This is a genomic window from Streptomyces shaanxiensis (assembly GCF_039537145.1).
Taxonomy (GTDB): Bacteria; Actinomycetota; Actinomycetes; order Streptomycetales; family Streptomycetaceae; genus Streptomyces; species Streptomyces shaanxiensis.
On sequence record NZ_BAAAZY010000022.1, the window covers coordinates 38,062 to 59,842 of the forward strand.

Genomic DNA, 21,781 nt, shown 5'->3' on the forward strand with positions numbered 1-21,781 from the left:
GGCTGCAAGGAGGCAGGCGGATGGCTCGGGCCGACGACGGCAGGGACTCTGGCCCACGGGTGCACGCGGGCGCGTCCGACGCACGGCTCACCGAACTGCTGCGCGCCGACACGGCCACCGCGTACACGGCGCTCCAGGAACTCCGCGCCCGCCATCACGCACCCGTCCTCGGCTACGCCCACCTGTGCACCCCGAACACCTCCATGGCACGGCAGTTGGCGGCCCAGGCGTTCGCGCTGGCGGCCCGTCAGACGGCGCGCGGCGTCGACCCGGGCCTGCCCTGGCGGCTCCGGCTCCTGCTGCTGACCGCCCGGACGGCCGGGACGTGGGCCATGGACGAGCGGGCCGCCGGGCTCGACGCGGGCCTGCTGCTCGTCCTGAACACGACGGGCCCGTCCGGCCCGGTCCCGCCGATGCTCACGGCGTTCCAGACCCTGTCGTCCCGCACGCAGGGCCTGATCTGGTACGGCGTGGTGGAGGAGGAGCCGGGGGAACGGACGGCCGGTCTCCTCGGCCTCACCCGCGAGGACGTGCGGTACGGCACCGCCCCCGCGCTCCAGCAGCTGGCCCGCGCCTGTCTGCGCACCCGCCTCGCCGCCTCCGACGACCCCGCCTGTCCCGACTTCGGCCGCCTCATCGAGGAGTCGGTACGTCCGGACAGCCCGCGCGCCAGCGCCGACCTGCACGCCCACATGACGAACTGCCCGCACTGCACGACGGCGTACGAGGAGCTGTCGGCCCTGCGGGACGCGCCGCGCACGGCGCTGGCGGAGGGGCTGCTGCCGTGGGGTGGGACGGCGTATGCGGCGGGGAGCGCGGGAGAGGGGGAGACCGTCGGCCCACCCGCGCGGGGGAGTTGGCCGGAGCGGGCCCGGTCGTCGGACCGGCACCGGATCGTGCTGGTGTCGGCGGCGCTCGGAGTGGCCCTGCTGCCGCTGGTGGCGTTCCTGGCGGCACAGGGTGGATCGTCCACGCAGGATCCGGTGGGCTCGGTCGGCACGCCGGTGAGCGTGCCGCCGCCGGTGACGGTGACGGCCACGGTGTCGGCGACACCGACGTCGGCCTCCCCGTCGCCCTCGCCCTCACCGTCACGCAGCTCCAAGTCGCCGTCCCCCACGAAGAGTCCGACGCCGACGAGGACGACGCGCCCGAAGCCGTCGCCCTCCCCCACGCGCCCGCCGGGCAGCGCGTACGCCCAGGTCGTGAACGTCTCCTCCGGACTGTGCCTGGACGTGGGCGGCGCCTTCTTCAAGGGGACGGACGTGGTCACCGCCCCGTGCAGCTCGTCGAGCACCCAGCGCTGGCGGGTCGACTCCGCACGCGGTGTGCTGCAGTCGGCCGCCGATCCCGACTTCTGCCTGGACAGCCGGGGTTCGACGGACCGGGGCGTCGGGATCTGGGAGTGCGCGTCGGTCCACGGGTCCAACGGGCAGAACCTGAAGTTCGTGGTGGACGGCGACGGGGTGATCCGGCCGGCCATCGCGGTGGAGACTGCGGTGACGCCGTGGGGTGGGGCCGGGGACGGGTTGTCGCTGGAGTCGGTGGGTGGGGGTGCGGAGCAGCGGTGGAAGGCGGGGGCCGCCTGATCAGGCTTCGCGTACGCCGCGCCGCCACACCTCGCTGACCAGCGGCACCCCAGGCCGGTACGCCAGGTGCACATGGCTCGGTGCGTCGAGGAGGAGCAGGTCCGCGCGGGCGCCCGGGATGAGGCGGCCGATGTCGTCGCGGCGCAGGGCCGCGGCGCCGCCCGCCGTGGCGGACCAGACCGCCTCGTCCGGGGTCATGCCCATGTCCCGTACCGCGAGCGCGATGCAGAACGGGACGGAGGACGTGAACGACGAGCCCGGGTTGCAGTCGGTGGAGAGGGCGACGGTGGCGCCCGCGTCGAGGAGGCGGCGGGCGTTCGGCCACTGGGCGCGGGTGGAGAACTCGGCGCCGGGGAGGAGGGTGGCGACCGTGTTGCCGTTCGCGAGGGCGTCGACGTCCGCGTCCGTGAGGTGGGTGCAGTGGTCGGCGCTGGCCGCGTCCAGCTCGACGGCCAGTTGCACGCCGGGGCCGTAGGAGAGCTGGTTGGCGTGGACGCGGGGGTGCAGGCCCTTGGCCTTGCCCGCGGTGAGGATCGTGCGGGCCTGGTCGCCGTCGAAGGCGCCCTTCTCGCAGAAGACGTCGATCCAACGGGCGTACGGGGCGCAGGCGTCGAGCATCTCGCCGGTGACGAGGGCGACGTACGACGCCGGGTCCTCGGCGTAGTCGGGGGAGACGATGTGGGCGCCGAGGTAGGTGACCTCGTCGGTGTGGGCGGCGGCGATGCGCAGGGCGCGGGCCTCGTCCTCGACGGTCAGGCCGTAGCCGGACTTGGTCTCGAAGGTGGTGGTGCCCTGGCGCAGGGCCTCGGCGAGGTAGCGGGTGAGGTTGCGCTCCAGCTCCTCGTCGCTCGCCGCCCGTGTGGCCGCGACGGTCGTGCGGATGCCGCCGGCGGTGTAGCTGCGGCCGGACATGCGGGCGTTGAACTCCTGCGTGCGGTCGCCCGCGAAGACGAGGTGCGAGTGGGAGTCGACGAAGCCGGGGATGACCGCCCGCCCACCTGCGTCGACCCGATTGTCAGTGGCGGGTGCTTTGCTTTGATCACCGGTCCACGCGACGCGGTCGCCTTCGATGACGACGGCCGCGTCCTGGATCAGTCCGAGGGGGGAATTGTCACCGAGGGAGGGGTCGTTGGTGACCAGGGCGGCGATGTTGGTGATGAGCGTGCTGGCGGTGCTCGCGGAGTGGGCGGGGCTGACGGTCGTCGCGTTGCTCATGGCGTCCTTGGTGGCCTGGTCGGCGGTGGGGTCGGGTTCGGGGGCGGAGGCGGGTGCTGGTGCGCGTGCGGGCCGCGCGGGTGGGCGGCCCGCGGTCGTCATCCGCGCAGGGCTTCGACGGCGTCCGCGAGGGCTTTCGGCACATCGGGGACGAGGGTGTGGACCCCGTCCCGCACGACGTGCCGACCTCCCACGACCGTATGCGACACGTCTGCTGCCGACGCGGCGAATACGGCCGTCTCGGCCCCGAGCCGCGGAAGCGGCCCTGCCGTCCTGACCGAGTCGAGCGCGATCGTCGTGAAGTCGGCGCGTGCGCCCGGCTCCAGGGTGCCCACGTCGTCCCAGCCGAGGGCCGCGTGGCCGTCGGCCGAGGCCGCCCGCAGGAGGGCCGCCGCCGTCCAGTGACCTCGCGTGCGGGTGCGCAGGCGCTCGTTGAGCTCCATCGCGCGCGCCTCCTCGAGCAGGTCGATGACGGCGTGGCTGTCGGAGCCGAGGGAGAGCGGGGAGCCCTCGTTCTGCAGGGCGACGGCCGGTCCGATGCCGTCGGCGAGGTCCCGCTCGGTCGTCGGGCACATGCAGGTTCCGGTGCCGCTGCCGCCGATCAGGGAGATGTCCTCGGCGGTGAGGTGGGTGTTGTGCACGCCGGTGGTGCGCGGTCCGAGGACGCCGTGCAGGGCGAGGAGCTGGGTCGGGGTGCAGCCGTGGACCTCCCGACAGGCCTCGTTCTCCGCGGTCTGCTCGGACAGGTGCACATGGAGCGGGGCCCGCCGCTCCTCGGCCCACCGCGCGACGGTCTCCAACTGGTCGGCGGGCACGGCCCGTACGGAGTGGATGGCCGCTCCGATCCGCGCGTGATCCTGCTCCTTGAGAACTGAACAGCGTTCGGCCCAGGCCTCGGCGTTCCCGTCGGAGAAGCGGAGCTGGTGGGCAGTGGGCGGCTGTCCGAAGCCGGAGGAGAGGTAGACGGTGTCGAGGAGGGTGATGCGGATACCGGCTTCGGCGGCGGCCGCGACGAGGGCCTCGCCCATCGCGTTGGGGTCGGCGTAAGGGGTGCCGCCGGGCGCGTGGTGGACGTAGTGGAACTCGCCGACCGCCGTGATCCCCGCCAGCGCCATCTCGGCGTACACCGCGCGGGCGAGGGCGTGATAGGTGTCCGGGGTGAGCCGGTCGGCCGTGTTGTACATGACCTCGCGCCAGGTCCAGAAGGTGCCGGAGCCGACCTGGACGGTGCCGCGCAGGGCGCGGTGGAAGGCGTGCGAGTGGGCGTTGGCCAGTCCGGGCAGCGTCAGCCCCCGGAGGATCTCGGCGCCCGGGGGCGGGGTGGGGACCTCGGTCCGGAGGGCGGTGATACGACCGTCCGCCCCCGTGGCGGAGCCGCTGGTGGACACGGTCACGGCCACACCCGGCTCGACGTGGGTGTCGAGCCAGGCGTGCTCCAGCCAGTAGGTCTTGGATGTCACCTGCAGGCCAGCCCTTCCAGTACGTCGGCGAGTGCGAGGACCCCGGCGACGCAGTCGTCCTCGGCGGCGAACTCGGCCGGGGAGTGCGAGACGCCCGTGGGGTTGCGTACGAACAGCATGGCGGTCGGGATGCTCCCGGACAGGATTCCGGCGTCGTGTCCGGCGCCGGTACCGAGAACGGGGACGGTGAGGTCGGTGTCCTTGCCCAGGATGCGGCCCAGTTCGTCGCGCAGGGCGTGGTCGAACTCGACGACGGGCGTGAAGGACTCGCGCACGACGTCGAGGTCGATGCCGTGCGCTGCCGCGTACTCCCGCGCCGCCTTCTCGATGCCGCCGACGACGCGGTCGAGGGCGGCCTGGTCCTCGGCACGGGAGTCGAGCCAGCCGCGCACGAGGGAGGGGATGGCGTTGACGCCGTTCGGCTCGACGGCGATCTTGCCGAAGGTGGCGACGGCGCCGGCGAGTTCGGCCTCCCGGCGTGCGGCCAGCACGGTCTCGGCGTACGACAGCATCGGGTCACGCCGGTCCACGAGCCGCGTGGTCCCCGCGTGGTTGGCCTCGCCCCGGAAGTCGAACCGCCACCGGCCGTGCGGCCAGATCGCGCTGGCGATGCCGACCCGGTCACCGGACAGGTCCAGCGCCCGGCCCTGCTCGACATGCAGCTCGACGAAGGCACCGATGCGGGCGAGCCGCTCGGGGTCGGCGCCGATGGCGTCGGGGTCGTACCCGGCGGCCTCCATCGCCTGGGGCAGGCTGACCCCGTCCCCGTCGGTCAGCTTGTGGGCTCCCTCGACGGTGAGCTGCCCGGCCGTGAGCCGCGACCCGACGCAGGCGAGCCCGAACCGGGCGCCCTCTTCGTCGCCGAAGTTGACGATGGCGAGCGGCTTGGCGAAGTCCACGCCCCTGCCGCGCAGTTCGTCGAGCGCGGCGAAGGACGACACGACGCCGAGGGGCCCGTCGAAGGCGCCCCCGTCCGGCACCGAGTCGAGATGTGATCCGGTGACGACGGCGTCCCCGGCAGCGGGGTCCCCGAGCCAGGCCCACTGGTTCCCGTTCCGGTCTACCTCGTATCCGAGCTCCCGCGCCTCGGCCTGCTCCTTGAACCAGGCCCGACAGTCGAGATCGGCACCGGTCCAGGCGAAGCGACGGTAGCCGTGGGAGTCGGGGTGGCGGCCGATGGGGAGGAGGTCGCGCCACATGTCGTGGAAGGAACCACCGGCAGGTGCCGGCGCTGGTCCAGGCTGTGGGCAGTCGTTCCGCAGAGTGGAACGGGTGGGCACAGCCGAACCCGCACCCGGCGACGAGGCCTCAGCCCCCACCGGAGAGTTGCCGCTGCGCCCACTGTCGTTCTGCGTCACGCGTCGTCACCCTCGCGCATAGGAACCCGGACACCCCGCTCATCGGCGACCGACTCCGCGATGTCGTACCCGGCATCGACATGCCGGATGACGCCCATGCCAGGGTCGTTCGTCAGCACCCGGCGAATCTTCTCCCCGCCGAGCTTCGTGCCGTCGGCCACCGTCACCTGCCCGGCGTGAATGGACCGCCCCATCCCCACGCCACCACCGTGGTGGAGGGACACCCAGGAGGCGCCCGAAGCCACGTTCACCATGGCGTTCAGCAGCGGCCAGTCGGCGATCGCGTCCGACCCGTCGAGCATGGCCTCGGTCTCGCGGTAGGGCGAGGCGACGGAACCGCAGTCGAGGTGGTCGCGCCCGATGGCCAGCGGCGCGGCGAGCTCCCCGGACGCCACCATGTCGTTGAACCGCTCGCCGGCCTTGTCCCGCTCCCCGTAGCCGAGCCAGCAGATACGCGCGGGCAGCCCCTGGAAGTGCACCCGCTCGCCGGCCATCTTGATCCAGCGGGCGAGGGACTCGTTCTCCGGGAACAGGTCCAGGATCGCCTTGTCGGTCTTGGCGATGTCGGCCGGGTCGCCGGAGAGGGCCGCCCAGCGGAAGGGGCCCTTGCCCTCGCAGAACAGCGGCCGGATGTAGGCCGGCACGAACCCCGGGAAGGCGAACGCCCGCTCGTACCCGGCGAGTTGGGCCTCGCCACGGATCGAGTTGCCGTAGTCGAAGACCTCGGCGCCGGCGTCCATGAAGCCGACCATGGCCTCGACGTGCCTGGCCATGGACTCACGGGCCCGGGTGGTGAAGCCGGCCGGGTCCTTGGCGGCGTAGGAGGCCATGTCGTCGAAGTCGACGCCCAGCGGCAGGTACGCCAGCGGGTCGTGCGCCGAGGTCTGGTCGGTGACGATGTCGATGGGGGCGCCGTCGGCGAGCATGCGGGGCAGCAGCTCGGCGGCGTTGCCCAGCAGGCCGATGGAGAGCGGGCGGCGGGCGTCGCGGGCCTCGACCGCGAGCTGGAGGGCGTGCTCCAGGCTGTCGGCCTTCACGTCCAGGTAGCGGTGCTCGATGCGCCGCTCGATGGCGCGGGGGTCGCAGTCGATACAGATGGCGACGCCGTCGTTCATGGTCACGGCGAGCGGCTGGGCGCCGCCCATGCCGCCGAGGCCGGCGGTGAGGGTGATCGTGCCGGCGAGGGTGCCGTCGAACTTCTTCGCGGCGACGGCGGCGAAGGTCTCGTAGGTGCCCTGGAGGATGCCCTGGGTGCCGATGTAGATCCAGGAGCCGGCCGTCATCTGGCCGTACATGGTCAGGCCCAGCTGTTCCAGCCGGCGGAACTCCTCCCAGTTGGCCCAGTCGCCGACGAGGTTGGAGTTGGCGATGAGGACGCGCGGGGCCCACTCGTGGGTCTGCATGACGCCGACGGGACGGCCGGACTGGACGAGCATGGTCTCGTCCTGCTTCAGCCCCTTCAGGGTGCGCACCATCGCGTCGAAGGAGCGCCAGTCGCGGGCCGCCTTGCCGGTGCCGCCGTAGACGACGAGCTTGTCGGGGTGCTCGGCGACCTCGGGGTCGAGGTTGTTCTGCAGCATCCGCAGGGCGGCTTCCTGCTGCCATCCCAGGGCACTCAGTTCCGTACCGCGCGGCGCTCGGACGGGGCGGGGTCCTGACATGGTCTGCCTCCCAGCGGACTGTGACTGCGAACTGTTGAGGTGGATATTCACATCCTGGCTGCCTGAATAGAACTAGTCAATACATGCGTGCCCCAGCAAGGCCGCGTCCCGGGTGTTTGGCTGGATGCATGGGCTCGTACAACGACATGACGGGGGATGTTGTGGACAACGGATTCGAGGTCCCGGGAGACGACGCGGCCCGGGTCGTCCGGCGGGACGACGCGGTGCGGGCCGCCGTGGAGCAGGGGCTGCTGGGGCCCGACGCCCCCATCGTCGGGCTGCTCGACGTGACCGGCATCCGGGAGTCGGCGGCGGCGCTGCGGGCGGCGTTCGACGCGGTGACGGCGCCGGGCACGCCCGTGCTGCATGCCTTCGCGGTGAAGGCGACCCCGCTGGTGCCGGTGCTGGGGCTGCTGCGCGAGGAGGGCATCGGCGCGGAGGTGGCCAGTCCGGGTGAGCTGGCGCTGGCGCGGGCAGCGGGGCTGCGACCGGAGATGACGGTGCTGGACTCGCCCGCGAAGACGCCGGCCGAGCTGCGCGAGGCGCTGGCGCTGGGCATCGCCGTCAACGCGGACAACCCGCAGGAGCTGGACCGCATCGACGTCCTGATGCTCCCCCACAGCCCGAAAGGCGTGGGAGGTACCCCCATCGCCACCAGCCGCTCCCCGCTCGGAATCCGGGTGAATCCGCAGGTCGGCGGGGGTTCCATCGAGGCGACGTCCACGGCGACGGCGACGTCGAAGTTCGGGGTGGCGCTGCGCGACGAGGGGGCGCGGGAGTGGGTCGTACGGGCGTATCAGGACCGCCCGTGGCTGACGCGGCTGCATGCGCACACCGGGTCGCAGGGCATTCCGCTGTCGCTCATGGCGCAGGGGGTCGCGGAGACGTACGCGCTCGCGGAGGAGATCAACCGGCGGATCGGGTGGCGGCAGATCGACACGCTCGACATCGGCGGTGGGCTGCCTGTGAACTTCGCGTCGGACGCGACCGCGCCGACGTACGCGCAGTACGCGCGGCTGCTGAGCGAGGCGGTGCCCGGGCTGTTCGACGGGCGGTACGGGCTGGTCACCGAGTTCGGGCGGTCGCTGCTGGCCAAGCACGGGACGATCGTGGCGCGGGTCGAGTACGCCAAGAGCGCGGGCGGCCGTCCGGTGGCGGTGACGCATGCGGGCGTGCAGGTCGCGACACGGACGGTGTACGTGCCGGGGAGCTGGCCGCTGCGGATCGCCGCGTACGACGGCAAGGGGCGCCCGAAGGAGGGTCCGGCCGTGGTGCAGGACGTGGCCGGGCCGGCCTGCTTCTCGGGCGACCTGCTGGCCGAGGCGTCCGCGCTGCCGTTGCTGGAGCAGGGCGACTACGCGGCGGCGCTGGACACGGGGGCGTACTACTTCGCGCACCATTACGCCTACAACTCCCTTGCCCGGCCCGGCGTTTACGGCTTCGCGCCGGACGGCGCCGGGGGCGTCGCCTTCGCGACCGTGCGGGAGACGCAGTCGCTCGACGAGATCGTGGCCGAATCCGGAGGGGCGCACGCGGCCTCGCTCACCACTCTGCGCGCGCCGAAGCGCCGTTGACGTAGGCCACAGGGCAGCGGTATGCCATACGCGATCAAGTCACGTGAAAACCGGCCCAGTTGACCCACCCTAGTCACTCCGCGCATGTTCCACTGGAAAATGCCCGAACGCTCACTCGCCGCACACACGTTGCGTAGTTTGGCCGTCACTCAGCCGAACCCCAGGCGGGAGGGGAGCGACGGTGCCCGGAATCGACGAGTGCTTGCTGGAGACGATGCGGTTGCCCGGTGCGCGGGGCGCCGCGCTGGTCGACTGGACCAGCGGTCTGGCCCTGGGCACCGTGGGCGATCCTCCGGGTGGTGACCACGAGGCGGCGGCGGCCGAGGCGGCGGAGCTGGCGCGGCTCGCGGCCGAGCAGCACGCGTTCGGGCCCGGTGACGACGCCGACGCCACGGATCCGCCCGTCGAGGACGTGATCCTCAGCAACCGGGACAGCTACCACGTGCTGCGGTTCGTGCCGACGACCTTCGACAGCAGCGTGGTGCTGTACCTGTGGCTGGCCCGTGCGGACGGCAACCTCGCGCTGGCCCGCATCCGGCTGGGCGAGATGGCCGAACGGCTGGTGCTGGCATGACCGTGGTCGGAACCACCCCGCCGCCCCGGCTGCCGGTCCGGGACCGGACGGCGGCCGGTGAGCGCAGCCCGGGCTGCGTCTCGCCGATGCTGACCCGGCTCGCGGAGGAGCGGGCCACCGGCGTCCTGGACCGCGAGCACGGCACGCTCCACCTCGCCGAGGGCCGGGTCGTGCACGCCGAGAGCCCGCTCGCGCCCAGCCTCGGCACGCTCCTCACGGCCCACGGCGCCCTCGACGCCGCTTCCTGGCAGGACGCCGAGGACAGTGCCGACGAGGGGCGGCTCCTGCGGCACGGCGTCACCCCGGGCGCGCTGGAGCTGGCCCAGGTGAGCGCGTTGTACGACGCGGCGTACTTCGCCCTCGCCCCCAGCAGCACGCCCGGCCGCTTCCGCTACGGCGCCGCGCACTGGCTCGCCTCGGTGCATCCCGTGCCGGTCGCCGACCTGGAGCGCGAGACGCTGCGCCGCCGCGCCCTGCTGCGCCGCATCTGGCCCGACCCGGCGACGGACGTCGCGCCGCTGATCCGGGCCGATCCGGTCTCGGCACCCGCGGTGCCGTCCCGGCAGGCCGCCGTGCTGGAACAGGTGGACGGCGTGCGCAGGGCCACGGACATCGCGCGGGAGCTGGGCAGACCGGCGTTCCACACGCTGGTGCACATCAGACGGCTGGCCGCTGCGGGGCTCGTGTCCTCGCAGCCGCCCCCCGTCGACGACCACCCACCCGACGCCGCCGATCCCTATGTCGCGCTGCTGAAGAGGGTCAGGGATGCGCTGGAGGCCCTTTGACCGCAAACCCTTCGAGGACCGCGCGCCGGCCGGGGTGCCTCGCCCGCCGCAGCGGTCCCGTGCCGAAAGGAGAAACCTGATGGCGGCCGAGGCCCCGATACTCGACGAGTTCCGTCGGCTCAGAGCCCGCGTGCCCCAGTTGACCGGAGCACTCGCGGCCGGCGTGGACGGTCTCGTCCTCGCCCACGACACCCCCGGCGTGGAACCCGACGGCCTCGCCGCGCTCACCGCGGCCGCACTCGGCGTCGCGATGCGGGTGACGGACGCGACCGGCCGGGGCGACTTCCGCGAACTGCTCGTACGCGGCAAGGACGGCTACGTGGCGACGTACGCGGCGGGCCGCACCGCCGTACTGACGCTGCTCGCCTCGGACGGCGTCAACGTCGGCCGGCTGCATCTGGAGGGCCGCCGCGCCGGTGCCCGCATCGGCGAGCTCGTCGACGCGAACGCGGAGCCGCCCAGGCGGAGCCCTGCCAAGAGCTCCGCCAAGGAGCCCGCCAAACCCATGCCCACCCGCACGAGAAACGCGCGTTCCGCACGCACCACCACGGCCAACGCGCGTACCACTACCGAGAGTTGAGAGGAACACACGTCATGGCCAACACCGAGACCACTCTGAAGGAATGCCTCGCCTCGATCGAGGGGGCGACCGGGGCCGCGCTCGTCGACTACACCAGCGGGATGGCGCTCGGCACGCTGGGCGGCAGCAAGACCTTCGACCTCAATGTCGCCGCCGCCGGCAACACCGACGTCGTCCGCGCCAAGATGCGCACGATGGAGCACCTCGGCCTCAAGGGCGGCATCGAGGACATCCTGATCACGCTCTCCGACCAGTACCACCTGATCCGGCTGATCACCGGGCGCGGGGGCAACGGCCTCTTCCTGTACCTGGTGCTCGACGCCAAGCGGGCCAACCTGGCCATGGCCAGGCACCAGTTGAAGAAGATCGAGGAGGACCTGGAGGTCTGACCCGCACCGGCCGGGAGGGCTGAGCTACACCAGCGCCGCGGTGCGGCGGCGGGCCCCGCCCGGGGCCGCGTCGCCCGCCGCGATGCCCGTACTGCGGTAGGCCTTCACCGCCTTGCCCGCCGGCCGGCCGGCCCGTCCGTCGAGCCAGTCGACCCGCACCCACAGCAGGGCGTTCTCCGCCCGCTCCCGCCGCCCGAGCCACCCGGCCTTGAGCCACAGCCCCGCCCCGCACCCGGCCAGCAGCATCCCGCCCGCGGCGGGCACGGCGAACGCGCCGCCCAGCGCGGCGGCGAAGGCCAACGCGAGCCACCAGCGGTGGCCCCGGCGCCAGTTGCGGGCGGTCACCGCGCGGTCCTGGAGCACGTCGTGCTTGCCGGCGCGGGCGGCCGAGCGGGTCAGGGCGGTGTACCGCTTGCGGCGGGCGTACGCCACGACCGCCGCGGCGACGATGAAGAGCGCCGCCCCGGCCAGCACCCCGATCCGGCGTCCCGTCAGCCCCGGCACCAGCACCCCGATGCCCGCCGCGAACACCCCGAGCCACCACAACGGCCCCGCCCCGGCCCGTACGACGACGGCCACCCGAGCCAGCCCCTGTCCTCCTGCGCGCACCACGTCCGGCCTCCCGTCCACGTCTGTCCAGATGCTGTGAGCGCACGCTAGCCACTCAACGTGAGACAAGCCTTAAGAAGCCGCCCGGCCCCGCCGCGCGGATGTGCTGCCCGGACCTCAGGAAGTCACTCGACGAACAGCCCGCGCGCCACCGCCCGCGCGTCGAACTCCTCCAGCCGCGCCTGCGCGTCCGGCAGGTCGTCGCACATCGCCTCCAGCAGCACCCGGCCCAGCAGCATCGGCGCGCAGGCCGTGTCGAAGGCGAGGCCGGTGCCGACGGCGGCGGGCAGCAGCAGGTCGGAGACCTTGGCGACCGGCGCGAAGGCGGAGTCGGCCACCGTCACCACGGCCAGCCCGGACTCCTTGGCGTACGCCAGCGTGTCCACGACCTCGCGGGGATGCCGGGGCAGCGCGAAGCAGAGCAGGGCCGTGGCGCCCGCCCGGACGGCGGCGTCGATACGGTCGTGGATCATCGTGCCGCCCTCGTGCAGCAGCCGTACGTCCGGGTGGACCTTGGCGGCGAAGTACGAGAAGCCGTATGCCTGGGAGGCCGCGGCGCGCAGGCCGAGCACCGGTAGCGGGCGCGAGGCCGCGAGCAGGCGCCCCGCCTTCTGCACCGGGCGCGGGTCGGCGAGCACCTCGGCCAGATGCCTGAGGTTCTCGATCTCGGCCTCGACGGCCTGCTGGTACTCGTTGTACGAACCGGCGTCGGCCGCCGGCTCGACGGGCGCGACCTCCCGCAGGTGCTTGCGCAGCGCCGGGTAGCCGTCGAAGCCGAGGGCGACGGCGAAGCGGGTCACGGACGGCTGGCTGACCCCGGCCAGCTCGGCCAGCTCCACGCTGGACAGGAACGGCACGTCGGCGGCCCGCCGCACCATGCTGTGCGCGATGCGCCGCTGGGTCGGGGTGAGCCGGTGCCCCTCGAAGAGCGCCTGAAGTCGCGCGGCGGGGCTGTCCGTCCCGTTCGTGTTCCTGTCCGCGCTCATTCCGCGCTTCCCCTCCAGATCTCCGTGAACCGGTCCAGCAGTGCGGCCGCCGCCGTCACGTCATCGGTGAGCGGGCGGTCGGCCAGGTCGTCGTCGAGCACCGACTCGGCCAGCTCCATCGCCCGCCCCGCCGGCAGCTCAGGGTCGGGCCTGAGGTCGCGCTGGCGCAACGCCCGTACGGCGGCGACGAGTTCGCAGCCGACGACGAGACGGTACGCGCCGCACGCGCGCAGTGTCTGCCGCGCGGCGAGCGAGGCGAAGCTGGCCTGCTCCTCCACGCCCCGGGAGAGTACAGCGTGGCCGAGCGAGGCGGGGGCGGAGAAGGCCCGCAGGTCGCCGAGGGCGGCCGCGGCGGCGTACTCCAGGATCATCACGCCGGACGAGGCCGGCTCGTGGTCGGCGAGGAAGGGCTTGAGGCGGGTGTAGGCGGGCTCGTTCAGGGTGGACAGGCGGGACGTCGACAGGCGGGCCACCTGGGTCAGGGCCAGCCTGAAGTGGTCCAGGGCGAGGGCGAGTTGGGCCTGGTAGAAGCCGCCGTGGTGGTAGGCGGCCATGTCCTCGGGGGAGATGAGGGGGTTCTCGGCGGCCGCGTTGATCTCGACCGCGAGCACCTCCTCCAGGGCGTCGGCGGCGTCGTGCGCGGGGCCGTGGATCTGGGGCAGGCAGCGGAAGCCGTACGGGTCCTGGATGCGGCCCAGCGGCGGGGTCGGCCGGTCCTCGGCACCGATCAACTCCCGCATCCGGCGGGCGACCTCGGCGCTGCCCCGGTGCGGGCGGGCGGCGTGCACGGGGGCGGCGTACGCCTCGTGGGAGCCGTCCACGGCGAACAGCGACAGGGCGGCGACGACCTGGGTGGCGGCGACCAGGCCGCGCAGTTCGTGCAGGGCGAGGGCGGCCTGGCCGAGGGTGAGGGCGTTGCTGCTGATGAACGCGAGGGCGTCGTTGTTGTCGAGCGGCTGCGCCTCGGGGGCGCCGGAGCCGCGCCACGGATGCTCGCCGGCCAGCGCGAGGCCGGCCTGCGCCAGCGCCGCGAGGTCGCCGGTGCCGACCGAGCCGAACTCGTTCACGACCGGGTGGGCCCCGCTCTCCAGCGCCTCGCACATCGCCGTGATGACGGTGGGGCGCAGGCCCGCGCCGCCCGCCAGCAGCTGGTTGGCCCGTACGGCGAGCATGGCCCGCACCTGCCGGGCGGGCAGCTCCTCGCCGATGGCGCCGGCGTGACTGCGCAGCAGGCGCAGGCCGTGTTCGGCGGCGGCCTCGGTGGGCACGTCCTCGTTCCGGTTGGCGCCCACGCCGGTGGAGCGGCCGTAGACGCGGCCGGTCGCGGCGATGAGGCGGGCCGCGTCCCAGGACTCCTCGGCGCGCTTCATCGCGTCGGTCGCGGGCACCGGCCGCGCGGTCCCGTCGGCGAGACGTGCGACGTCCTCGACGCCGAGCCCGATCCCGTCGAGGACGACCAGCCCGGTGTGCCCGGCGGTCACCACACCCGGCACGTCCACGATTCGAGACGACATCAAGCCCAAACACCCCTCAATCCGGACATCCGATCTCGCACGTCAGTCATCCGTTACTTCGGATTTACACCAACCCGTTGACAACCTATTCAGGCACCAACAACTCTGCATGACGTTATACAGCCGGGCAAGGGACATCTCATGATCCAGTTCGACGCGGTCCACAAGCGCTTCCCCAACGGCACGACAGCAGTCCACGATCTCTCCCTGGAGATGCCGGAGGGCGGCGTGACCGTCCTGGTCGGATCCTCCGGTTGCGGCAAGACGACCACCCTGCGGATGATCAACCGGATGGTGGAGCCGACCTCCGGCACCATCCGCGTCGGCGGCAAGGACGTCACCCGCCAGGACGCCGCCGAGCTGCGCCGCTCCATCGGGTACGTCATCCAGCAGGCGGGCCTGTTCCCGCACCGCACGGTGCTCGACAACATCGCCACCGTGCCGCTGCTGCTCGGCTGGAGCCGCCGCAAGGCACGCTCCCGCGCGGCGGAGCTGCTGGAGACCGTCGGTCTCACGGCCGACGCCGGCAAGCGTTACCCGCACCAGCTCTCCGGCGGCCAGCAGCAGCGCGTCGGCGTCGCCCGCGCGCTCGCCGCCGACCCGCCCGTGCTGCTGATGGACGAGCCGTTCGGCGCGGTCGACCCCGTCGTGCGCACCCAGCTCCAGGACGAACTCCTCCGCCTCCAGAAGGAGTTGAGCAAGACCATCGTCTTCGTCACCCACGACGTCGACGAGGCCGTACGGCTCGGCGACCAGATCGCGATCTTCCGCACCGGCGGCCACCTCGTCCAGTGCGCCTCCCCCACCGAACTCCTCGCCCGCCCGGCCGACGACTTCGTGGCCGACTTCCTCGGCGCCGAGCGCGGCCTGAAGCTGCTGTCGCTGAGGACCCTGGCGGACGTCCCGAAGGGCCCGGCGCCGGAGGGCGGCGACTGGAGCCTCGTACTCGACGCGGCGGACAAGCCGCTGCACTGGGCCTCGAAGGACGCCGAGATCCCCGTACGACCGCTGAAGGACGAGGACTCCCTCCTCTCGGCGCTCAACGAGTCCATCGCCTCCCCCACCGGCCTGATAGCCCGCGTGGACTCCGAAGGTGTCCTCACCGGCGTCTCCTCCCGCGACGACATCCACGAGCACGCGGGCCAGGCCCACACCGAGGCGCGGGTGGCGGCATGACGATCGACTGGTCGTGGATCGGCGACCACACCGACGACCTCACCACCCTGACGATCTCCCACCTCCAGGCCGCGCTCACCGCCGTCTTCCTGGGCGTCCTGATCTCCCTCCCCCTCGCGGTGATCGCCCACCGGGTCCGCCCCCTGCGCGGCTTCCTGCTCGGCCTCTCGAACGTCCTGTTCACCATCCCGTCGATCGCGATCTTCGTGCTCCTGCTGCCGGTCTCCGGCCTCACCCGCACCACGACCGTGATCGGCCTGACGATCTACACCCTGGTCGTCCTTCTCCGGAACACGGTCGAGGGCCTCGACTCGGTCCCCGTGAAGGCGAAGGAGGCCGCGAAGGCGATGGGCACACGCCCCCTGCGCACCCTCCTCACCGTCGAGTTCCCGCTCGCGCTCCCCGTGATCATGGCCGGCGTCCGGATCGCGACCGTCATGTCCATCTCCCTGGTCTCGGTCGCGACCTACATCGGCGACGGCGGCCTCGGCCAGCTCTTCACCGACGGCTTCCAGCGCAACTTCCCGACCCCGGTGATCGTCGGAGTGGTCCTCACCCTCCTGCTCGCCGTGGTCGCGGACGCGGCTCTGGTCGCCCTCCAGTACGTCCTGACCCCGTGGCGGAGGCGGCGAGCCTGACATGTACGAACTCATCAAGAACCTCGGCGCATGGCTGGTCGGCGGCGAGCAGTGGGCCGGCCCGGACGGCATCGCGCACCGCCTGTCCGAGCACCTCCAGTACTCCCTCCTCGCCACCCTCATCGCGACCGCGATCGGCCTCCCCCTCGGCCTGCTGATCGGCCACACCGGCAAGGGCGCCTTCCTCGCGATCAACCTCGCGTCCTTCGGCCGCGCCCTGCCGACCGTCGGCCTGGTCGTCCTGGTCTTCCTGGCCGGCGGACTGTCCATGCTCCCGGTCTACGTCGCCCTGGTCGCCCTCGCGGTCCCGGCGATCGTCACCAACACCTACGCCGGGATGACGGCCGTCGACCCGGACGTGAAGGACGCGGCGCGCGGGCAGGGCATGCGCGGCCACCAGGTCCTGTTCCAGGTCGAACTCCCGCTCGCGCTCCCCCTGATCATGACGGGCCTGCGCCTGGCACTGATCCAGGTCGTGGCCACGGCGACCATCGCCGCGTACGTCTCCTTCGGCGGCCTGGGCCGCTACGTCTTCGACGGCCTCGCCCAGCGCGACCTCGTGCAGGTGCTCGGCGGTGCGGTGCTGGTCGCCGTGGTCGCCGTAGCCCTCGACCTGGCCCTGTCCGGCCTCCAGCGCTTCCTCTTCCGCCACCGCACCGCTTAGGACCCCTCGATGAACCGACGTACTCTCCTCGGCGGCCTCTTCGCAGCGGCCTCCGTCCCCGCCCTCGCCGCTTGCTCCAGCGGCATCACCTCCCTGGAAGGCCAGGGCGGCTCCGGCTCCGGCGGTGGCTCCAGCAAGGGCGGCATCACCATCGGCACCGCCAACTTCACCGAGAACCAGGTCCTCGGGTACCTGTACGCCGCCGTGCTCCAGAAGGCCGGCGTGAAGGTGACGGTCCGCCCCAACCTCGGCACCCGCGAGATCCTCATCCCCGCCCTCAAGGGCGGCGACATCGACCTGCTCCCCGAGTACCAGGGCGCCCTGCTCCACTACGTCGCCCCCAAGGCGACCGCCACCGAGGAGGGCGAGATGCAGAACGCCCTCACCATCGCCCTCCCGAGCGGCCTCCAGGTGCTGCCGTACGGCATGGCCGAGGACTCGGACGCCTTCGTCGTCACCCGCGAGACGGCCCGGAAGTACGGCCTGACCTCCCTCGCCGACCTGAGGAAGCAGAACGGCAAGCTGGTCATCGGCGCGGCGCCCGAGGTGAAGAAGCGGGAGGTCGGGGCCGTGGGCCTGAAGGAGGTGTACGGGGTCGAGTTCAAGGAGTTCAAGTCCCTCGACTCCTCCGGTCCGCTGGTCAAGGGCGCCCTGAAGAAGGGCGACGTGGACGTGGCGAACCTCTTCACCACGGACACGGACATCCAGGCCAACGACTGGGTGGTGCTGACCGACCCCAAGAACCTCATCCCCGGCCAGCACGTCGTCCCCCTCATCGCCGACCGCAAGGCCGACTCCACCGTCCGCAAGGCCCTCGCCGAACTCGGCAACACCCTGACCACCGCCCAGCTCACCGAGCTGAACCGGCAGGTGGACAAGGACAAGAAGGATCCGGAGGACGTGGCGAACGCGTACGCGAAGCAGCACGGGCTGGTGAAGTGACGGCACCCTGCCGTACGCCCCCAGCCGAACAGGGGGGCTAACCCCAGTGCGACCGCCTCCCCCGCTGCCTAACGTGGGCGTATGACCGGAATGGAAGCGCGGGACACCGAGCTCAAGAAGGAACTCAACGCCACCCTGCAGGCCCGCAGGGAGCTGGGCGAGGAGTACGAGACCGCGCTGGTCGACTCGTTCATGGAGAAGGTCGACCAGCGCATCGACGGGGCGGTCGAGCGCCGGATGCGGCGGCAGATGGCCGAGCAGCAGATGGTGGTGGCCCGCGGGGCGCGGTCGCCGAAGCCGACGGACTCCTTCGGCGAGCGCTTCGGCTTCGGCATCGTCACGCTGGTCGTGGCGATTCCGCTGTCCGCCATCGGCGGTGGCATCGCCAACCTCTCCGGTCTGCTGGTCACCTGGGTCGGCATCGTCGGCGTGAACGTCGTCCAGGCGGCGCGCACCAACCCCGGGCTGTTCCGGGGCTGGCGCCGCAAGTCGGGCAAGGGCGAGGACCGCTGGGAGGACTGAGCCTCCCCGAGGACCCAGGGTCTACGGCCCTCACGCCTGCCGGGTCGGCATCGCCATGATCTGCCGCAGGTTCACATGCCGGGGCCGGCTCACCGCGTACGCCAGCACGTCGGCGAGTTCGCCCGCCGACAGCGCGCCCACCGCCTCGAGCATGCCGTCGACCTGCTCCGACAGCTCGGCGTTGTCGTTGTGCAACCGCAGCTCGCTCTCCACGAACCCCGGCTCGATGTTGGTGACCCGCACATCACGCGGCCCGAACTCGGTGCGCAGGCACTGGGAGAGATACGTGACCGCGGCCTTGGTCGCGCCGTACACCGCGTAGTTGGGGAAGGTGAGGTGCGCGGCGACCGACGAGATGTTGACCAGGTCCGCGGTACGGCCGTCCGCGGCCGCGGCGACCAGATCGCCGGTGAACGCCCGGATGACGCGCAGCACTCCGGTCACATTGGTGTCGATCATCCGCTGCCACTCGTCGATCCGCCCGGCGTCGACGGGGTTGCCCAGCATGACACCCGCGTTGTTGACGACGAGGTCGACGGCCCCGTACGCCTCGTGAATCCGCTGCACGGCCGCGCTCACGGACGCGTCGTCGGTGACGTCGGCGACGACGGCCAGCGCCGCACCGCCGCCCGCCGTGATCTTCCCGGCGAGCTCGTCCAGCCGCTGCCCGCGCCGGGCCAGCAGCGCGACCCGCGCTCCCCGCTCGGCGAGCTGCACGGCGACGGCCTCGCCGATCCCACTCGCCGCGCCGGTCACGACGGCGGTACGGCCGGTCAGGTTCTCGTACGACATGAGGGTTCCTCCAGGTGAGGGGGCCGCCGGGCGTCTTCCCGGCGACGGGCGAACACCCCTCACCCTCGGCCGCCGCGCCCGCCCTACCCAGGGATGCGTTGTTCCTGTGTCTGGCAGTACCAGGCTCACGGCGCTCCGCGCGTCTACGCTCGAACCCATGGACGGGGACCTGGGAGACTTCCTGCGCTCACGCCGTGGCCGGATCCAGCCGGAGGAGGTGGGGCTGCCCTCGTACGGGCGGCGCCGCGTTCCGGGGCTGCGCCGGGAGGAGGTGGCGCAGCTGGCCGGGGTGAGCGTCGACTACTACGTCCGCCTCGAACAGGGGCGGGGACAGCAGGTCTCGGACGCCGTGCTGGACGCCGTGGCACGGGTCCTGCGGCTGGACGAGACGGAGCACGCCTATCTGCGTACGGTGGCCCGGCCCCGCCGCGGTCGGGGTGAGCACAGGCCGGAAGCGGCCGGTGTCCGACCCGGCGTCCAGGCTCTGCTGGACAGCATGGACCGCACACCGGCCTTCGTCATCGGCCCCCGCATGGACGTCCTGGCGTGGAACTCCCTCGCCGACGCGATCAGCGGCTACGGCCGTGCGGCCCCCGCGGACCGCAACATCCCCCGGCACGTCTTCCTGGACCCCGCAGCCCACACCCTCTACCCGGACTGGCCGGCCATCGCCGCCCAGGCGGTGGCCCACCTCCGCCTGAACGCGGGCCACCGTCCGGACGACCCCCAGCTGAACGCCCTGGTAGGCGAACTGTCCGTCAAGAGCCCGGACTTCCGCCGCCTGTGGGCGGACCACCAGGTCAAGGCCTGCATGTCCGGTACCAAACGCGTCCACCACCCGCTCACGGGCACGCTGACCTTCCCGTACGAGACGATGACGATCCAGACGGAACCGGACCAGACGATGGTGGTGTACACGCCGGAGGCGGGCTCGGAAACAGCGGAGAGGCTGGCGCTGCTGGGGAGTTGGGCAGCTGCCCACTGAACCGGAGGCCCGGAAAGCTATGCGCGGGGACCGCCGCACCCCCGTTGCCGGGGGGCGGGACGACGGCGGTCCCCGCGAGGGACGCGGGCCGGGTCAGGGCCGGGCTTGCGCGTCCTAGGCGTCTGTGGAGGTCCGGGAGCCGCTCCGGAGGTCCGTGACGCCGTTTCTGTGCCGGCTGGGCGGGGAGCCGCTCCCGCCCTGCCGACACCCACTAATGTGCCGGACCCGTGTTAAGCGGGTGCTGCGTGGACGTGACGCGTGCGTACCAGTTCCACGACGGCCCGAGCGGCGCAGGTCACCGCAAGTTCGCCGCGGCCACGGCCCGTTCACCGCAGGTTTGCCGCTACTTCCCGCCCTTGGCGAGGAAGGCCAGCAGGTCCTGCCGGCTGACCACACCGGTCGGCTTGCCCTCGACGAGCACGATCGCCGCGTCCGCCGCGCCCAGCACCGACATCAGGTCCGCGACCGGCTCACCGGAGCCGACCTGCGGCAGCGGCGCCGACATGTGCTTCTCCAGCGGGTCGTCGAGCGAGGCCCGCTTGGTGAACAGCGCGTCGAGCAGTTCCCGTTCGACGACGGACCCGACGACCTCCGCCGCCATGACATCGGGGTGGCCTGCGCCGGGCTTCACGATCGGCATCTGCGAGACGCCGTACTCGCGCAGCACCTCGATGGCCTGACCGACGGTCTCGTCCGGGTGCATGTGGACGAGGGACGGGATGGCGCCGTGCTCCTTGTCGCTGAGGACGTCACCGACGCGCGCGCTCGGGCCCTCGTCCTCCAGGAAGCCGTAGTCGGCCATCCACTCGTCGTTGAAGATCTTGCTGAGGTAGCCACGGCCGCTGTCGGGCAGCAGCACGACCACCACGTCGTCCGGGCCCAGCCGCTCGGCGACCCGCAGCGCCGCCACGACGGCCATACCGCACGAGCCACCGACCAGCAGCCCTTCCTCACGGGCCAGTCGCCGGGTCATCTGGAAGGAGTCCTTGTCGGACACGGCGACGATCTCGTCGGCGACGGTGCGGTCGTAGGCGGTCGGCCAGAAGTCCTCACCGACGCCCTCGACGAGGTACGGCCGCCCGGATCCGCCGGAGTACACGGAGCCCTCGGGGTCGGCGCCGACGACCTGCACCTTGCCGTCGCTGACGTCCTTCAGATAGCGCCCGGTGCCGGAGATGGTGCCACCCGTACCGACCCCCGCCACGAAGTGGGTGATCTTCCCCGCCGTCTGCTCCCAGAGCTCGGGGCCGGTGGAGTGGTAGTGGGAGAGGGGGTTGTTGGGGTTGGAGTACTGGTCCGGCTTCCAGGCTCCCGGCGTCTCGCGCACGAGCCGGTCGGAGACGTTGTAGTACGAGTCCGGGTGCTCGGGGTCCACGGCGGTCGGGCAGACGACCACCTCGGCGCCGTAGGCACGCAGCACGTTGATCTTGTCGGTGCTGACCTTGTCAGGGCAGACGAAGATGCACTTGTACCCCTTCTGCTGAGCCACGATCGCGAGTCCGACACCGGTGTTCCCGCTGGTCGGCTCGACGATGGTGCCCCCGGGCTTCAGCGCCCCGCTCTCCTCCGCCGCCTCGATCATGCGCAGCGCGATGCGGTCCTTCACGGAGCCGCCCGGGTTGAAGTACTCGACCTTGGCCAGGACGGTGGCCTGGATTCCCTGGGTCACGTTGTTGAGCCTCACCAGCGGGGTGTTGCCGACGAGACTGATCATCGAGTCGTGAAAATGCACCGTTGTCTCCGGATGCTGCAAAAGGGGTGGTCGTAGTGG

The 21,781-nt window shown here is 72.2% G+C and carries 21 protein-coding genes; 12 read left to right on the plus strand and 9 right to left on the minus strand.

Annotation, left to right across the window (positions count from 1 at the left end):
• Nucleotides 1–20: 20 nt before the first annotated feature.
• Nucleotides 21–1,586: a ricin-type beta-trefoil lectin domain protein gene (locus ABD932_RS33030; RefSeq protein ID WP_345018440.1), complete on the plus strand. Its 1,566-nt coding sequence runs from the start codon at nt 21–23 to the stop codon at nt 1,584–1,586.
• Here the strand turns inward: ABD932_RS33030 and hutI are convergent, their stop codons facing one another.
• The 4 genes from hutI to hutU form a co-directional block, all read right to left on the minus strand.
• Entirely contained in the window at nt 1,587–2,903 is a 1,317-nt protein-coding gene (gene hutI, locus ABD932_RS33035; protein WP_345018442.1) for an imidazolonepropionase, read from the minus strand. It abuts the gene before it with no gap.
• Nucleotides 2,900–4,261, minus strand: a complete 1,362-nt coding sequence (locus ABD932_RS33040; protein ID WP_345018444.1) for a formimidoylglutamate deiminase — start codon at nt 4,259–4,261, stop codon at nt 2,900–2,902. Before ABD932_RS33040 ends, hutI begins: the two co-directional genes overlap by 4 nt.
• A complete protein-coding gene (locus tag ABD932_RS33045; RefSeq protein ID WP_345018446.1) occupies nt 4,258–5,460 on the minus strand; it encodes an allantoate amidohydrolase in 1,203 nt (400 codons plus the stop codon). The genes ABD932_RS33040 and ABD932_RS33045 overlap by 4 nt, the downstream gene beginning before the upstream one ends.
• A gap of 155 nt (nt 5,461–5,615) precedes the next feature.
• Nucleotides 5,616–7,280, minus strand: a complete 1,665-nt coding sequence (gene hutU / locus ABD932_RS33050; protein WP_345018448.1) for a urocanate hydratase — start codon at nt 7,278–7,280, stop codon at nt 5,616–5,618.
• 146 nt (nt 7,281–7,426) lie between these two features.
• On the opposite strand from hutU, the gene ABD932_RS33055 reads away from it, so the two are divergent.
• The 5 genes from ABD932_RS33055 (at nt 7,427) to ABD932_RS33075 (ending at nt 11,182) form a co-directional block, all read left to right on the plus strand.
• Complete coding sequence (locus tag ABD932_RS33055) at nt 7,427–8,854, plus strand: type III PLP-dependent enzyme domain-containing protein (RefSeq protein ID WP_425587557.1); 1,428 nt, start codon at nt 7,427–7,429, stop codon at nt 8,852–8,854.
• A 181-nt stretch (nt 8,855–9,035) separates the two neighbouring features.
• Nucleotides 9,036–9,428, plus strand: a complete 393-nt coding sequence (locus ABD932_RS33060) for a hypothetical protein (protein ID WP_345018452.1) — start codon at nt 9,036–9,038, stop codon at nt 9,426–9,428.
• A complete protein-coding gene (locus tag ABD932_RS33065; protein WP_345018453.1) occupies nt 9,425–10,213 on the plus strand; it encodes a transcriptional regulator in 789 nt (262 codons plus the stop codon). The genes ABD932_RS33060 and ABD932_RS33065 overlap by 4 nt, the downstream gene beginning before the upstream one ends.
• A gap of 79 nt (nt 10,214–10,292) precedes the next feature.
• Complete coding sequence (locus ABD932_RS33070; RefSeq protein ID WP_345018455.1) at nt 10,293–10,793, plus strand: roadblock/LC7 domain-containing protein; 501 nt, start codon at nt 10,293–10,295, stop codon at nt 10,791–10,793.
• Nucleotides 10,794–10,807: 14 nt separating this feature from the next.
• Entirely contained in the window at nt 10,808–11,182 is a 375-nt protein-coding gene (locus tag ABD932_RS33075; protein WP_128431362.1) for a roadblock/LC7 domain-containing protein, read from the plus strand.
• A gap of 24 nt (nt 11,183–11,206) precedes the next feature.
• Here the strand turns inward: ABD932_RS33075 and ABD932_RS33080 are convergent, their stop codons facing one another.
• The 3 genes from ABD932_RS33080 to ABD932_RS33090 form a co-directional block, all read right to left on the minus strand.
• The gene (locus ABD932_RS33080) at nt 11,207–11,761 is read right to left on the minus strand and encodes a hypothetical protein (protein WP_345018813.1); all 555 of its coding nucleotides are present in this window, start codon (nt 11,759–11,761) and stop codon (nt 11,207–11,209) included.
• 155 nt (nt 11,762–11,916) lie between these two features.
• Entirely contained in the window at nt 11,917–12,777 is an 861-nt protein-coding gene (locus ABD932_RS33085; protein ID WP_345018460.1) for a MurR/RpiR family transcriptional regulator, read from the minus strand.
• Complete coding sequence (locus tag ABD932_RS33090) at nt 12,774–14,291, minus strand: aromatic amino acid ammonia-lyase (protein WP_345018462.1); 1,518 nt, start codon at nt 14,289–14,291, stop codon at nt 12,774–12,776. The genes ABD932_RS33085 and ABD932_RS33090 overlap by 4 nt, the downstream gene beginning before the upstream one ends.
• 141 nt (nt 14,292–14,432) lie before the next feature.
• Here ABD932_RS33090 and ABD932_RS33095 point away from each other — a divergent pair, with 141 nt between their 5' ends.
• The 5 genes from ABD932_RS33095 to ABD932_RS33115 all read left to right on the plus strand — a co-directional run bounded on the left by ABD932_RS33095 (nt 14,433) and on the right by ABD932_RS33115 (nt 18,233).
• Nucleotides 14,433–15,467 (plus strand): ABC transporter ATP-binding protein, encoded by a 1,035-nt coding sequence (locus ABD932_RS33095; protein ID WP_345018464.1) that lies wholly within the window; start codon nt 14,433–14,435, stop codon nt 15,465–15,467.
• Nucleotides 15,464–16,105 carry an ABC transporter permease gene (locus tag ABD932_RS33100; RefSeq protein ID WP_345018466.1) on the plus strand — a complete coding sequence of 214 codons (642 nt, stop codon included), beginning with the start codon at nt 15,464–15,466 and terminating at the stop codon, nt 16,103–16,105. The genes ABD932_RS33095 and ABD932_RS33100 overlap by 4 nt, the downstream gene beginning before the upstream one ends.
• A gap of 1 nt (nt 16,106) precedes the next feature.
• A complete protein-coding gene (locus tag ABD932_RS33105) occupies nt 16,107–16,769 on the plus strand; it encodes an ABC transporter permease (RefSeq protein ID WP_345018468.1) in 663 nt (220 codons plus the stop codon).
• Nucleotides 16,770–16,778: 9 nt separating this feature from the next.
• The gene (locus ABD932_RS33110; protein WP_345018470.1) at nt 16,779–17,711 is read left to right on the plus strand and encodes an ABC transporter substrate-binding protein; all 933 of its coding nucleotides are present in this window, start codon (nt 16,779–16,781) and stop codon (nt 17,709–17,711) included.
• A gap of 90 nt (nt 17,712–17,801) precedes the next feature.
• A complete protein-coding gene (locus ABD932_RS33115) occupies nt 17,802–18,233 on the plus strand; it encodes a hypothetical protein (RefSeq protein WP_425587558.1) in 432 nt (143 codons plus the stop codon).
• 30 nt (nt 18,234–18,263) lie between these two features.
• Here ABD932_RS33115 and ABD932_RS33120 read toward each other — a convergent pair whose 3' ends face one another.
• On the minus strand, nt 18,264–19,025 hold the full coding sequence (locus ABD932_RS33120; RefSeq protein ID WP_345018474.1) for an SDR family oxidoreductase: 762 nt from the start codon (nt 19,023–19,025) through the stop codon (nt 18,264–18,266).
• A gap of 157 nt (nt 19,026–19,182) precedes the next feature.
• On the opposite strand from ABD932_RS33120, the gene ABD932_RS33125 reads away from it, so the two are divergent.
• Nucleotides 19,183–20,010, plus strand: a complete 828-nt coding sequence (locus ABD932_RS33125) for a helix-turn-helix transcriptional regulator (protein WP_345018476.1) — start codon at nt 19,183–19,185, stop codon at nt 20,008–20,010.
• 343 nt (nt 20,011–20,353) lie between these two features.
• On the opposite strand, the gene ABD932_RS33130 is transcribed toward ABD932_RS33125, so the two are convergent.
• Nucleotides 20,354–21,742: a cystathionine beta-synthase gene (locus ABD932_RS33130; RefSeq protein ID WP_345018478.1), complete on the minus strand. Its 1,389-nt coding sequence runs from the start codon at nt 21,740–21,742 to the stop codon at nt 20,354–20,356.
• Between the last annotated feature and the right edge of the window lie 39 nt (nt 21,743–21,781).

Coding starts and splice junctions, on each gene's coding strand:
- ABD932_RS33030 (WP_345018440.1), top strand. CDS start 21: ATGGCTCGGGCCGACGACGGCAGGGACTCTGGCCCACGGGTGCACGCG.
- hutI (WP_345018442.1), bottom strand. CDS start 2,903: ATGACGACCGCGGGCCGCCCACCCGCGCGGCCCGCACGCGCACCAGCA.
- ABD932_RS33045 (WP_345018446.1), bottom strand. CDS start 5,460: ATGTGGCGCGACCTCCTCCCCATCGGCCGCCACCCCGACTCCCACGGC.
- hutU (WP_345018448.1), bottom strand. CDS start 7,280: ATGTCAGGACCCCGCCCCGTCCGAGCGCCGCGCGGTACGGAACTGAGT.
- ABD932_RS33055 (WP_425587557.1), top strand. CDS start 7,427: ATGACGGGGGATGTTGTGGACAACGGATTCGAGGTCCCGGGAGACGAC.
- ABD932_RS33065 (WP_345018453.1), top strand. CDS start 9,425: ATGACCGTGGTCGGAACCACCCCGCCGCCCCGGCTGCCGGTCCGGGAC.
- ABD932_RS33070 (WP_345018455.1), top strand. CDS start 10,293: ATGGCGGCCGAGGCCCCGATACTCGACGAGTTCCGTCGGCTCAGAGCC.
- ABD932_RS33075 (WP_128431362.1), top strand. CDS start 10,808: ATGGCCAACACCGAGACCACTCTGAAGGAATGCCTCGCCTCGATCGAG.
- ABD932_RS33085 (WP_345018460.1), bottom strand. CDS start 12,777: ATGAGCGCGGACAGGAACACGAACGGGACGGACAGCCCCGCCGCGCGA.
- ABD932_RS33090 (WP_345018462.1), bottom strand. CDS start 14,291: ATGTCGTCTCGAATCGTGGACGTGCCGGGTGTGGTGACCGCCGGGCAC.
- ABD932_RS33095 (WP_345018464.1), top strand. CDS start 14,433: ATGATCCAGTTCGACGCGGTCCACAAGCGCTTCCCCAACGGCACGACA.
- ABD932_RS33100 (WP_345018466.1), top strand. CDS start 15,464: ATGACGATCGACTGGTCGTGGATCGGCGACCACACCGACGACCTCACC.
- ABD932_RS33105 (WP_345018468.1), top strand. CDS start 16,107: ATGTACGAACTCATCAAGAACCTCGGCGCATGGCTGGTCGGCGGCGAG.
- ABD932_RS33110 (WP_345018470.1), top strand. CDS start 16,779: ATGAACCGACGTACTCTCCTCGGCGGCCTCTTCGCAGCGGCCTCCGTC.
- ABD932_RS33115 (WP_425587558.1), top strand. CDS start 17,802: ATGGAAGCGCGGGACACCGAGCTCAAGAAGGAACTCAACGCCACCCTG.
- ABD932_RS33120 (WP_345018474.1), bottom strand. CDS start 19,025: ATGTCGTACGAGAACCTGACCGGCCGTACCGCCGTCGTGACCGGCGCG.
- ABD932_RS33125 (WP_345018476.1), top strand. CDS start 19,183: ATGGACGGGGACCTGGGAGACTTCCTGCGCTCACGCCGTGGCCGGATC.